Origin of the sequence: Candidatus Ulvibacter alkanivorans, from assembly GCF_003333325.1 — a bacterium.
In the GTDB taxonomy this organism is placed as follows: domain Bacteria; phylum Bacteroidota; class Bacteroidia; order Flavobacteriales; family Flavobacteriaceae; genus Ulvibacter_A; species Ulvibacter_A alkanivorans.
The window spans coordinates 1-13,236 of record NZ_QOLC01000016.1 but is presented as its reverse complement, the minus strand read 5'-3'; the positions used below and the strand labels follow the sequence as shown (position 1 = coordinate 13,236).

Annotated in this window: 13 protein-coding genes; 5 read left to right on the top strand and 8 right to left on the bottom strand. The window is 39.6% G+C overall.

All coding sequences use genetic code 11. The annotated features are described in order from the left end of the window. The first annotated feature begins 31 nt into the window (after positions 1 to 31). From DWA30_RS00775 to DWA30_RS00755, 5 genes are all read left to right on the top strand, one after another. Positions 32 to 838, top strand: a complete 807-nt coding sequence (locus tag DWA30_RS00775; RefSeq protein WP_114490638.1) for a MotA/TolQ/ExbB proton channel family protein — start codon at positions 32 to 34, stop codon at positions 836 to 838. A gap of 18 nt (positions 839 to 856) precedes the next feature. After that, complete coding sequence (locus DWA30_RS00770; RefSeq protein WP_114490637.1) at positions 857 to 1,291, top strand: hypothetical protein; 435 nt, start codon at positions 857 to 859, stop codon at positions 1,289 to 1,291. Continuing rightward, positions 1,291 to 1,905: an ExbD/TolR family protein gene (locus DWA30_RS00765; protein WP_114490636.1), complete on the top strand. Its 615-nt coding sequence runs from the start codon at positions 1,291 to 1,293 to the stop codon at positions 1,903 to 1,905. The genes DWA30_RS00770 and DWA30_RS00765 overlap by 1 nt, the downstream gene beginning before the upstream one ends. A 13-nt stretch (positions 1,906 to 1,918) precedes the next feature. Next, entirely contained in the window at positions 1,919 to 2,392 is a 474-nt protein-coding gene (locus DWA30_RS00760) for an ExbD/TolR family protein (protein WP_114490635.1), read from the top strand. Positions 2,393 to 2,552: 160 nt separating this feature from the next. After that, positions 2,553 to 3,206: an outer membrane beta-barrel protein gene (locus DWA30_RS00755; protein ID WP_245933832.1), complete on the top strand. Its 654-nt coding sequence runs from the start codon at positions 2,553 to 2,555 to the stop codon at positions 3,204 to 3,206. Here DWA30_RS00755 and DWA30_RS00750 read toward each other — a convergent pair. The 8 genes from DWA30_RS00750 to tsf all read right to left on the bottom strand — a co-directional run bounded on the left by DWA30_RS00750 (position 3,201) and on the right by tsf (position 13,143). Then, the gene (locus DWA30_RS00750; RefSeq protein ID WP_114490633.1) at positions 3,201 to 3,806 is read right to left on the bottom strand and encodes a hypothetical protein; all 606 of its coding nucleotides are present in this window, start codon (positions 3,804 to 3,806) and stop codon (positions 3,201 to 3,203) included. The genes DWA30_RS00755 and DWA30_RS00750 overlap by 6 nt on opposite strands. Next, positions 3,806 to 5,269: an RNA polymerase factor sigma-54 gene (rpoN, locus tag DWA30_RS00745; protein ID WP_114490632.1), complete on the bottom strand. Its 1,464-nt coding sequence runs from the start codon at positions 5,267 to 5,269 to the stop codon at positions 3,806 to 3,808. Before rpoN ends, DWA30_RS00750 begins: the two co-directional genes overlap by 1 nt. Positions 5,270 to 5,410: 141 nt before the next feature. Further along, positions 5,411 to 6,853 (bottom strand): asparagine--tRNA ligase, encoded by a 1,443-nt coding sequence (gene asnS / locus DWA30_RS00740; protein WP_114490631.1) that lies wholly within the window; start codon positions 6,851 to 6,853, stop codon positions 5,411 to 5,413. 59 nt (positions 6,854 to 6,912) lie between these two features. Next, positions 6,913 to 9,312, bottom strand: a complete 2,400-nt coding sequence (locus DWA30_RS00735) for an efflux RND transporter permease subunit (protein ID WP_114490630.1) — start codon at positions 9,310 to 9,312, stop codon at positions 6,913 to 6,915. A 67-nt stretch (positions 9,313 to 9,379) separates the two neighbouring features. Continuing rightward, positions 9,380 to 10,645: a DUF5686 family C-terminal domain-containing protein gene (locus DWA30_RS00730; RefSeq protein ID WP_114490629.1), complete on the bottom strand. Its 1,266-nt coding sequence runs from the start codon at positions 10,643 to 10,645 to the stop codon at positions 9,380 to 9,382. A gap of 84 nt (positions 10,646 to 10,729) precedes the next feature. Continuing rightward, positions 10,730 to 11,284 carry a ribosome recycling factor gene (gene frr, locus DWA30_RS00725; RefSeq protein WP_114490639.1) on the bottom strand — a complete coding sequence of 185 codons (555 nt, stop codon included), beginning with the start codon at positions 11,282 to 11,284 and terminating at the stop codon, positions 10,730 to 10,732. 72 nt (positions 11,285 to 11,356) lie between these two features. Then, positions 11,357 to 12,064 carry a UMP kinase gene (gene pyrH, locus DWA30_RS00720; protein WP_114490628.1) on the bottom strand — a complete coding sequence of 236 codons (708 nt, stop codon included), beginning with the start codon at positions 12,062 to 12,064 and terminating at the stop codon, positions 11,357 to 11,359. Positions 12,065 to 12,177: 113 nt separating this feature from the next. Then, positions 12,178 to 13,143 (bottom strand): translation elongation factor Ts, encoded by a 966-nt coding sequence (gene tsf, locus DWA30_RS00715; RefSeq protein WP_114490627.1) that lies wholly within the window; start codon positions 13,141 to 13,143, stop codon positions 12,178 to 12,180. Positions 13,144 to 13,236 lie beyond the last annotated feature (93 nt).

Sequence of the window (13,236 nt, the reverse complement as noted above, 5' to 3'; positions counted from 1 at the left end):
TTAACTAAAAACAAACTTTAAGTCGATAGCAATGAAAAAATTATTTTCTATTATGGCAATTGCCGCAATGGTATTTGCGGGAACGTTAAACGCAAACGCAGCAGTACAAACAAGCACACCTGCGAGTATGCATTCTATGGTTACTGCAACCGCAGTTACCCTTATTCAAGATGAAGCAGCAGACCTTCCAGAGGAAGAGTCTTTAGGTTTTCATCAAACCTTAAAAAAATACTTTATTCAAGGAACACCTTTATTTATGGGTATTGTTCTTTTGTGTTTAATTCTTGGTCTAGCGATTGCTATCGAAAGAATTATATACCTTAACCTGTCAACTACAAACACGCAGAAATTAGCGGAAAATGTAGAAGAAGCACTTAACAGTGGGGGTATTGAAGCGGCCAAAGAAGTTTGTAGAAATACAAAAGGTCCTGTTGCCTCAATTTATTATCAAGGGTTAGATCGTGCTGACGAGAGTATAGAAGCAGCCGAAAAATCTGTGGTAGCCTACGGAGGTGTTCAAATGGGACAATTAGAAAAGAACGTTTCATGGGTATCCTTATTTATCGCCTTGGCACCGATGCTTGGTTTCATGGGTACGGTAATCGGTATGATCCTTGCCTTCGATAAGATCGAAGCAGCAGGTGACATGAACCCTTCACTGGTAGCGGGTGGTATTAAAGTAGCACTTCTAACAACCGTATTTGGTCTTATTGTAGCGATCATCCTTCAGATTTTCTACAACTACATTATCGCGAAGATCGATAGTATCGTAAACAGCATGGAAGATGCTTCTATCACGTTGATCGATATGTTAGTAGACTACAAAAACAAAAAATAATTTAAAAGAGACCTCATAATGGGATTACATAAAGTTTTTAAAATAATAGCCATTATCCTTGGTGTTGCGGGTGTAGCGTTCTTTGTTAACCTTTTGGTGACCGGGAATGAAACAATCGAAGCAACAGGAGAGGGTGTGGACGGATATATGTACTTAACATATGCCATTTTAGTATTCATTATACTCATGGTATTGTTGTTCGTACTAAAAGGAATATTCTCCGGGAACATAAAGAAAACGTTATTGGTATTAGCTGGTTTCGTTGGTATAATTGTTGTTGCCTATGTGTTAGCCGATGGAGAAGTGAATGCGAACTTTCTTAGAGAAGGTGAAACCCTTAGCGAATCAGCTTCAAAATGGGTAGGAACCGGTCTGTATGCATTTTATATCATGGCCCTTTTGGCAATAGCCGCTATGGTTTGGACCGGAGTAACTAAATTAATAAACAGATAATGGCACGAAGATCATCACCCGAAGTAAATGCGGGATCTATGGCAGATATTGCCTTCCTTTTATTGATCTTTTTCTTGGTAACAACTACCATCGAGAAAGATAAAGGGATCGCAAGACAACTGCCTCCAGATGAAGATGTGGTGGATCCCCCTATAATCAAGCAAAAGAACCTCTTTGTTGTAAGTGTCAACAAGAGTGATCAATTACTCGTGGAAGACGAACTAATGGAATTAGAAGACCTTAGGCAAGCAGCTATTGACTTTTTGGATAATGGTGGTGTTGCTGCCGAATGTCCATACTGCCAAGGAAGTCGTTCTCCCGAAAGTTCAGATAATCCCGAAAAAGCAGTTATTTCAGTTCAAAATGACCGGTTGACCTCCTATAAGATGTATATCAGTGTTCAAAATGAACTTGTAGCAGCTTATAATTTCCTTCGGAATAGAGAGTCACAACGATTATACGGTTGGAAATATACCGAGATGAAAAAGAACCTAGATGAAGGTAATGTTAAAAGTGAAGCCCAAGCTGAAGCTATTGAAGAACGACTTACTAGAATTCAAGAGTTATATCCAATGAAATTATCTGAAGCGGAACCGAAAAAATCGGGCGAATAAAAAAAATTAGAATATGTCAAAATTTAAAAAGAAATCAGGTGGCGAATTACCTCCCGTAAATACAGCATCCCTCCCGGATATTGTATTTATGTTACTGTTCTTTTTTATGGTTGTAACCGTATTGCGCGACAGTAATCTATTGGTAAAAAATGAGTTGCCTAAGGCCGATCAGGTAGAAAAGTTGAAAAAGGACCGCTCTGTATATATCTATGCAGGGAAACCTAGTCCAAGATACCAAGATACCTACGGTACTGAAGGTAAAATTCAAATAGGGGATAAATACACCGATATTTCGAATGTAAAATTTGCATTAACGGAAGCTCGGGAAGGATTACGCCCCGAATTACAAGATAAAGTAATGGTAGCTTTAAAAGTAGACGAAGACACCAATACAGGACTTGTTACCGATATTAAACAGGAGTTACGTGAATTGAATATGCTTAAGATTATTTACATTACGTCTCCCGGAGATCCTACACAACAGTAGTATCGACAAAGATTAAGTAAAAAACGCCTTGACTCGAGATTATGAGTTTCAAGGCGTTTTTTGTTTTTCATATAAAAAGAAATACAAGTATCTTTAACCAATGCGACTGCAAATCCATTTCGTAATATTACTATCCTTGTTTCTGCCTAGCACATATGTTATGGCACAGGATGTGAGCGAGGAGCGCGAAAGCCCTGTAGACTCCCTATACAGAGAGGATCAGTTTTATATAGGCGTTACCTATAACTTATTAGGGAGTCGTCCCGATGCTGTCAATCTACGAGGACTCTCCGGAGGGGTTCATCTTGGGTATTTAAGAGATATGCCCATCAATAAACGTCGTAACGTAGCGATTGCAATAGGGGCCGGATTGGCGTTCGATTCCTATGGTCAAAACCTGTTTATAGGTGAGGATGAGAATGAGAATACAATTTTTAGGGTATTAGATGCTGAAAATGTCGATTTTGATCGAAATAGATTTAGCACCTTTGTAGTAGAAGCACCTATCGAATTTCGATGGCGTACCTCTACGCCCAGTTCTTATAAGTTCTGGCGTATACATGCAGGATTTCGAGTGGGTTACACCTATTTTTACAAGGCTACTTTTAAGCAACCCGGGAATACAGTGGGACAAACCGATATACCGGAATTCGAACCACTGCGCTTAGCAGCTACCTTAAGTTTTGGTTACAATACCTTCAATTTCTACGCACAGTATCATATAAATCCTTTTTTTAAGGATGCCGAGACTTCGGAAGGGGATGCCGTAGAACTTCGTGGAATAAAAGTGGGACTTATTTTTTACATTCTATAACCAAAGATTCAACACGATCACTTGTGGCAGCAGCCCAACAAAGAAACCAAAGATCAATTCACGTTGATCGTGTGATTTTGTATGAAGTCTTGAAGAAGCTACCCAGCCGTTTCCGAAGAGAAAAATCGCAATCCAAAACAACATATTGACTTTAAAATGGACACTTAGGCCTAATAGAAACATGGTCGCCCCTGCAATTCCCATTTGGTGTAAGCTCACCTTAAAATCGAGCAGCGTTAACAAGAAAGCAGTGATCGCAGAGAACAAGATTCCAACAAAGAAAAAATAGAGTTCGGCGCTATCGTACGGATTATAAACGACCTTGATAATAAGTACCAATAGGACCGCTTGTATCATGAGCGGAACTTTCCTTTCCGCCGCGTTTGGTAAATGTATGGATGAAACTACATTAAGGCTTTTCAGAAGAAAAAAAAGAATAAGTGGGATCAGCACCGTTAAGATGGTTATCGCAGCAATTTTTGCTCTAATAAGCTCCGGTTCTATAAATCTAGGCGTGATATAATAATACAATAACACGCCAAAAAGGGGCATCAAGAGCGGGTGAAGTACATAGGCCCCAAGCCTGAGAAAACGATCCATTAGATTTCTTTTCGTAAGCGTGCAACCGGAAGGTCCAACTGTTCCCTATATTTTGCAATGGTGCGACGGGCGATAGGATATCCTTTTTCCTTAAGGATTTTTGCCAACTTATCATCTGTAAGTGGTTTCCTTTTGTCCTCTTCAGCAACGGTCATTTCCAATATCTTTTTGATCTCACGCGTAGAAACTTCCTCACCCTGATCATTCGTCATAGATTCACTAAAGAATTCTTTGATGAGTTTGGTGCCATAAGGAGTATCTACATACTTACTGTTAGCAACTCGCGAAACAGTCGATACGTCCATATCTATCTTATCGGCAATGTCCTTTAGGATCATAGGTTTCAACTTTCGTTCATCACCGGTCAAGAAGTATTCTTTTTGATGATGCATAATAGCGTTCATGGTAACGAACAGAGTTTGCTGTCGCTGTTTTATGGCGTCGATAAACCATTTTGCGGCATCTAATTTTTGCTTAATGAACATGACAGCGTCCTTTTGCGACTTCGATTTTTCTTTAGAGGCCTTATAGCCTTTCAGCATGTTGGTGTATTCTCGGGAAACGTGAAGCTCGGGTGCATTTCGGCCATTTAGTGTAAGGTCTAATTCACCATCGACGATCTTAATAGAAAAATCGGGCACCACGTGCTCGACCATACGTGTATTGCCTGCATAGGAGCCTCCCGGTTTCGGGTTTAAGCCTTCAATCTCATGAATGGCATTGCGTAGTTCGTCTTCCGTAATGTCAAATTTTTGAATGAGTTTTTTATAATGTTTTTTCGAAAAATGATCGAAGGCATCTTCTATTAATTTGGTAGCCAAGGCTACAGAAGGGGTTTGTTCTTTACGATACAACTGAAGTAGTAAACATTCTTCTAAATTTCGAGCACCCACACCAGCCGGATCGAGATCTTGAACAATATCTAATACCTTTTCTATTTTTTCTTCGGAAGTATATACGTTTTGGGTGAATGCGAGATCGTCTACTATGTCTTGTATGTCTCTTCGTATATAGCCGCTTTCATCCACGCTACCCACTAAGAAGCGAGCAATTTCTTCTTCTTCCTCATCAAATCGATAGGTGTTTAATTGCTGAAGCAAATATTGATTAAAGGAGGTGCCTGAAGCGTATGGAGTTTGTTTGTCATCGTCGTCCGCACTGTAGTTATTGGCAGAGAGTTTATAACTGGGTACTTCGTCGTCGCTTAAATAGTCGTCAACGTTAATTTCGGCTTCTATAACCTCATTTCCTTCATCGTGTTCATCGAACGAGTCCTCATCACGAAACTCATCGTCGAACTCATCTTTCTCCTCTTTACCACCTTCTAGCGCCGGATTTTCGTTCATCTCCTGCGAGATGCGTTGCTCAAATGCCTGCGTAGGCAATTGAATCAACTTCATCAATTGGATTTGCTGAGGCGATAGCTTTTGAGATAATTTGAAATTTAACTGTTGTTTAAGCATACATTGCAATCTTCCTTATAAAGTTAAAAAAAACCAGCTACATAAAAAGTCATGTAGCCGGTTTTAATAAAAGCTTATGAAAAAAAGGTGTGATTTTTGATGCAATCAATCCCTTTTGCTGCTAATTTTTATCGTGTGGATTTAAAATTCAGCATTTCCTGGGGTACGCGGATAAGGGATTACATCGCGAATATTACCCATTCCGGTAACAAATTGTACGAGACGCTCAAAACCTAATCCGAAGCCACTATGGACCGCAGTTCCAAACTTCCGAAGCTCTAAATACCACCAAAGTTCTTCTTCCTCGATGCCCATATCGATCATCTTTTGTTTTAAAACATCGTATCGCTCTTCACGTTGTGATCCTCCAACAATCTCGCCTATTCCAGGGAACAACACATCCATGGCACGTACGGTCTTTCCGTCTTCGTTTAAACGCATGTAAAATGCTTTGATCGTTGCCGGGTAATCGAAAAGGATGACCGGACATTTAAAATGTTTTTCGACGAGGAATCGTTCGTGTTCGCTCTGTAGGTCGGCTCCCCATTCTTCGATAAGATATTTGAACTTCTTTTTCTTGTTAGGTTTCGACTGTTTTAGAATATCGATCGCTTCGGTATAGCTTACCCGTTTAAAATTATTTTCTAAGACGAATTCTAGCTTTTCACGTAAACGCATTGTGCTACGTTCTGCTTGTGGCTTGTGTTTTTCTTCTTCCAGCAGGCGAGATTCAAGAAATTCCAAATCGTCACTACAATGCTCTAACACATAACCAATAACATGCTTGATAAAGTCCTCTGCGAGGTCCATATTTCCATCTAGATCATTAAATGCCACTTCAGGTTCGATCATCCAAAATTCAGCCAAGTGTCTTGAGGTGTTCGAATTCTCTGCTCTAAATGTGGGACCAAAGGTGTAGACCTTTCCTAAGCCCATAGCGTAAGTTTCAGCTTCTAACTGACCGCTCACGGTTAGATTGGTTTCCTTTTCGAAGAAATCTTTCTTAAAATCAACCTTTCCTTCTTCATCTAACGGTGGATTTTTTGGATCTAAGGCAGATACTCGGAACATTTCTCCGGCGCCTTCCGCATCGCTCCCGGTTATAATTGGAGCATGCATATAATAGAATCCGTTCTTCTGAAAGTAGTCATGAACAGCGAAAGCGAGTTTTGAGCGAGTACGCATCACTGCTCCAAAGGTGTTGGTTCGAACACGAAGGTGTGCTTGCTCACGAAGCTTTTCCATGGTATGACGCTTAGGCGATAAAATGGTCAATTTAACCTCTTCCGGATCTGCTTCTCCCAGTATTTCCAACTTAGAAACCTGTATTTCTACGGCTTGTCCTTTTCCTTGGCTTTCTACTAAAGTCCCTGTAACCGAGATTGCAGCACCCACTGTGACCTTTTTTAAAACGTCTTCTTCAAAATTCTCAAAGTCAACCACACACTGTAGATTGTGCAGGGTCGATCCATCGTTTAATGCAATAAATCGATTGCTTCTAAACGACCTAACCCATCCTTTAACAGTAATCTCGTGTAATGAAGGTTCTTGGGCAAGCACCTTCTTGATTTCTATATGCTGCATTGTCTTATTTTTTGAGAGCGTAAAGATACTTGTTAGTTAGAAAATGAACAACTAAAGTACTAGCTATCGTCTGTTTCATCGTCCTCTTTATCGGGGATGATCTTAAGGGCCGGTTTGTGAAATGTCTTTTTATTCGCAATACTTTTCTCTAAAGAAAGCAATAAGGAAGGAAGTAATAATAAATTGGCCAACATGGCAAAAAGTAAGGTAGCCGAAACAAGCGCTCCTAATGCTACAGTACCCCCAAAACTTGAAATTGTAAAGATCGAAAACCCGAAGAACAGTACAATAGAAGTGTAGAACATGCTAACACCGGTTTCCTTTAATGCGGCGTACACCGATTTCTTAATCTTCCAATTATTGGCAATAAGCTCTTGTCGATATTTGGCTAAGAAGTGGATCGTATCATCTACTGAAATACCAAAGGCAATACTAAATACGAGAATAGTGGAGGGTTTTATAGGCACTCCCAAGAACCCCATTAATCCTGCTGTAATTATTAATGGTAATAAGTTAGGAATAAGTGAAATTAAGATCATTCGCGCACTTCGGAACATCCACGCCATAAATATTGCAATAAGTAGGATAGCGAGCGACAGTGAGATCACTAAGTTATTGACCAAGTATTTGGTGCCTTTTTGAAACACTAAAGCTTTCCCGGTTACTGTGACATCATAACGCTCTGGAGGAAAAATCTTCTTGATCTTAGTATTCAGGTCTTCTTCTATCCTATCAAATCGATCAGTTTCTGTATCCTTCATGTAGGTCGTCATGCGGGCAAATTGCCCTGTGCTATCTACATAACTAGAAAGTAGGTTGGTGTCACTTGCACTGTTCTTTGCATAAGAAAGGATAAATGTGCGCTCTTGACTATTCGGTAATTGATAATAATCGGGATTGTTGTTGTAATAGGCTTGTTTAGAATATTTGACCAGTTCTACCACAGATAAGGGTTTGGAGAATTCTGGGATCTCGACCAAATACTCTTGTAATTCTTCCATCCGCTTTAAAGTGGCTAATTTCATTACCCCTTTTTTCCGTTTTGTATCGATTAAGATCTCGAGAGGCATAATGCCTTCATATTCTTGTTCGAAAAAGCGAATGTCCTGAAAGAATTCTGCTTTTTTTGGCATGTCTTCAATGATACTACCTGAAATTCGAATGTTGTAAATACCAATAATACTCGCACATAAAACGAAAACTGAAGCTATATAAATGGCAATACGATGCTCTTTTACCATACGCTCCATCCAATTAACAAACTTGCTAATCCAATTCTTATTTAGATGTTTTAAGTGCTTGTATTTTGGGATCGCCATATAACTATAGACGATAGGGATAATAAACAAACACAATAAGAAAATTGTGATGATATTGATCGACGCTACAATACCGAACTCTTTTAATAACTGACTATTCGTAAGGATAAAAGTGGCGAAACCCGATGCAGTGGTCACATTGGTCATTAAAGTGGCATTCCCGATCTTGGTAATTACACGTTGTAACGATTTGGCCTGATTTCCATGGTTCTTAATTTCCTGCTGGTATTTATTAATTAAGAAAATACAATTTGGTATACCTATTACAATAATTAGTGGTGGAATAAGCGCCGTTAGGACTGTAATTTCGTAATGTAACAACCCTAAAATACCAAAGGCCCACATTACACCAATAATAACGGTCACCATCGAGATGATCGTGGCGCGAACCGATCTAAAGAAAAAGAAAAAGATAAGTGAGGTAATCCCCAATGCGGCCCCAATAAACATTCCTATCTCATCGATGATGTTTTGGGAATTTAAAGTGCGTATGTAAGGCATCCCGGAGGTGTAGACCTCCACTCCGGTTTCTTCTTCAAAGGCTTCAATCAAGGGGATTAATTCAGCTACAATAAAATCCTTGCGTTCGGCAGTATTTACTATATCTTTTTTGAGATAGACCGCCGTTCGAACCGACTCTTTACTTGGGCTATAAACAAGTCCACTGTAGAATGGTAGATCATTAAAAAGTTCTAATTTGTACTTCTGAAGCTTTTGTTGGGTATACACCGAATCCTTTATAAAGGGCACCATGTCGAAACCGGCAGTGTCAGTTCGTTTTTCGAGTTTCTGAAGATCCCCAACTGAAAGGGTCAAAGCGACAGGTGGTTTAGCTCCTATGTCCGAAGCAAGATCATCCCATGCTTTAAACACGGCAGGGGTAAAGAGCGTTGAGTCTTTTACGCCCAACACTATTAAATTGCCTTCCTCTCCAAATTTTGACAAAAATTGATCGTATGCGATGTTTATTTCATGATCATCGGGAAGTAAATTAGCTTCGGTATATGTAAATCGCATGTTTTTCCATTGCAATGCCAAAAGCACTGTGATCACTGCGATTACTATAAGAATAAGAGTGCGATTACGTAAGATGAAACGCGCTACGGCGCTCCAAAACCCTATGCTAAAAAGTTTGTTCAAATCGACGTTTTTTTGCCGTGGCAAAGGTATGAATTCCTGCCTAGGCTACGATCCTTTTAAGTAGATTTTATACTTTTAAGTAGAAGGTAAATTTAAAGGATACATTGTCTTCAAAATCGGGTAAATGATAAAACCCGTAGCGATACGCAAAACTAAGCCCGAAACCAAAAAGCAGCTTATTAATCTCGATTCCCGACTCTGAATAAACCTGCTCTAAGGTGTTGAATGTTATGCCCAAGTGCTTATCTCGCGCGTCGAGTTCACCAATCGCATGCTTCGTAATTAGGACCAATTCGGGTTTGAATCTTTCAGAAAAATAAAACCTACGTAAACTGTGTTTTACCTTGAAAGTAGCTATTTTATCCGAAAAAAACTCTCCAAAGTACATGGTTTCAAAACTACTGCGACCGGCTACCGAAAATCGTTGTAAGATCTCGTCCTTTGTCGGGCTATTGGGATAAGCATGGAATAAATGCGTTAAAGGGACATCTCCTGTAGCCAAGTTCCCTTCCAACAATATGTTGGTGGAAGAAAGGTCGGTACGTTTAATGTAATAATCTAATTTTAATCCAAACTTGGTATAATTAAAATCACTTCCTGTGATTCCCGAAAGGCCTTGTGTGACCTGTGCGCTTATCTTCGGAAAACCATCAAAATACTCGATTCGGCCGTCTTCGGTAGTGAAAAAATTGGTCTTCGGACTAATTCGAACCGATGCTGTTGCCTCGGCTACTTCGTAATTGTCGTACAATATGCCGTCGTTTGCGAAGCGATAACTTAAAATTTGTTCTATTCTGCTTCGGGAAAGACGTACCTCGGTCAAGATCTTTGAGGAAAATTCACTCTGAAAATTAGTTTGCCATGTACGGTGTTTATAGAATTGTGTAACATTCACCAAACGCGGTTCGAATACAGAATACACGCGGTCATCGGTCAAGAACTTAAAAGACCCTACTTCCCGAATATCGTCTATATAATAAAGATTGAACCAACTGTTTTGCTCTTTATGCACCCGTACACTTGCACCAAGACTGAACTTTATATCGCGGTCTTTAAATCCTCTTGCAAAATAGCCCCCAAATCTCAAAGTTTCACTTAAACGTTCGTTCGTTATTCCGCCAATACCCAATCGCAACCCTTCGTAATTGTTGTACTTTATGAGATATTTAAGATCAATATCGAAGAAACTAATAGGGTAGAAGCCGGTTTTAAACGGGTTTTGTTTTTTCTGGGTGCGAGTGGCCGTTGTGTCTTGTTTGGTTTGTATGGCCGGTTCTTGCGCAAGAACTGTATATCCAATAAAAAGGAAGAGTAGGATAAAACGTAGTTGCATTGATAGCATGTTGCGAGTGAAACGTAAAAGTAAAAATAAAGCGGCTGTTTAGCCGCTTTATTTAGTTTTGTTTAACGAAAGACCTTATACGGTCATGATCTCCTTTTCTTTCTTATCGAGAATCTCATCGATCTTCTCAATGTGATTATCGGTCATTTGCTGTACATCGATTTCCAAGTTCTTTTTCATATCATCCGATACGTCTAGGTCTTTAATGTCGTTATTCGCACTTTTTCTATCATTACGAACACCAATTTTGGCTTCTTCTGCTTCTGCTCGCGCTTGTTTCGCCAACTCTTTACGGCGTTCTTCTGTTAAAGGAGGAACGTTAATAATTACACTTTCCCCATTATTTTGTGGGTTAAAGCCAAGGTTTGCCATTTGGATCGCTCGCTCTATATCCGGGATCAAGCCTTTTTCCCAAGGTTGAATGGAAATGGTCATACCATCGGGGGTGTTGACATTGGCTACTTGGTGCAATGGCGTAGGAGTTCCGTAGTAATCGACCTTAACACTGCTTACCATAGAAGGCGAAGCCTTACCCGCACGAATATTGATTAATTGTTTTTCAAGATGCTTTACAGCCTTCCCCATAGCTTCACGGGTGCTGTCTAGAATGAATTGAATTTCTTCTTCCATGATGTATTCATTTTTTTCTTCGGAATGAATTTCTATTCCAAAAATAGCCACTTAAAAGATAGCTAAACTATATTATAAATTTACCTTGGTTCCAATTTTTTCTCCGGCCACCACTTTTACAAGGTTGCCTTTAGTGTTCATATCAAAGACAATAATTGGCAACTGATTTTCTTGACTTAGTGTAAATGCCGTAGTATCCATGACCTTTAGACCTTTTTTTAATACGTCATCAAAACTTATAAAATCGAATTTGGTCGCTTCATGATCTTTTTCCGGGTCACCCGAATATATTCCATCGACACGTGTACCTTTTAAAATGACATCGGCACCAATTTCTATTGCTCGTAATACCGCAGCCGAATCGGTAGTAAAATAAGGGTTTCCTGTACCGCCACCAAATATAACAACACGTCCTTTTTCTAAATGACGAATTGCTTTTCTTCTAATAAACGGCTCGGCCACTTCATTTATTTTTATCGCGCTCTGTAAACGAGTAGGAATATCTTCATCTTCTAAAGCGCTTTGTAGTGCTAATCCATTGATAACCGTAGCCAGCATTCCCATATGATCGCCTTGAACTCGATCCATACCACGGCTGGCACCTGCGACACCGCGAAATATATTACCACCACCAATTACGATTGCAACTTCTACGCCTTGATCGGTTATTTGTTTAATTTCTTGTGCATATTCTGAAAGACGTTCGGGATCAATTCCGTATTGGCGTTTTCCCATGAGGGCTTCCCCCGAAAGTTTTAGAAGTATTCGTTTATATTGCATAGTGGTTTTTTAACGTAGGCAAAAATAAAGAAAATAATTGATGAAATTAGGTAAAATAAAAAACCGCCTCCAAGATTTCCTGAAGGCGGTTGTAGCATGAATTGCTATTGTGCTTATGCTAATGAAACTCGTTTAAATCCAACAACTTCTACATCACCGAATGTTTTAACGTATTCGCCAACGCTCATTTTGTCGTCTTTAATGAAGTTTTGATCCAACAAAGCTTGTTCGTGATCAAGAGTAGTGTTGTCACTAATAAAACGCTCTAGTTTTCCAGGAAGGATTCGATCCCAAATCTTTTCTGGTTTCCCTTCCGCTTTCAATTCAGCTTTAGCATCTTCTTCAGCTTGCGCCAATACTTCATCGGTCAACTGAGCTCTAGAGATGTATTTAGGAACATTTTTCAACGTTTTTCCTAAACGACCTAACTCGATATTATCCTTTTCGATCGCAGCAATACGCGCTTCGGTTTCTGAAGCTACGAATTCCGGATCAAAATCTTTGTAAGACAAGGTGGTTGCACCCATAGAAGCTACTTGCATAGAAACGTCTTTCGCCAATTCGTCTGCATTGTCTACTTTGGCAGAAAGTCCGGTTAGGGCAGCGATCTTGTTTCCGTGGATATAGGATCCTACGAAAGGTGCTTCTAATAATTCGTATCCACCAATCTCGATCTTCTCACCAATTACTCCAGTTTGTTCTAACAATTTTTCTTCAACTGTCATCCCATCTACTTTTGCAGTCAACAATTCGTCTTTAGACGTAGTATCAAGTGCTACTTCTGCGATCTTGTGTGCCAATGCAACGAAATCATCATTCTTTGCAACGAAATCGGTTTCACAGTTAAGAGAGATAATCACTCCTTTAGTGTTGTCATCGCTTACTTTGGCGATAGCAGCACCTTCACTTGAATCGCGATCGGCTCTTTTTTCGGCAATCTTCTGACCTTTTTTACGTAGGATATCAATTGCTTGATCCATATTTCCTTCAGCCTCGACCAATGCCTTTTTACAGTCCATCATCCCGGCTCCGGTTTTTTGTCTTAATTTATTTACTTCTGCGGCAGTTACTTTTACCATCGTATTATCGTTTTTATATAAATGTTAAAAAAAAGTCGTTTAATTAATTTTTCCGAAGAAAAGAACCAAACGACTTTTATATGTTGTAAGAAC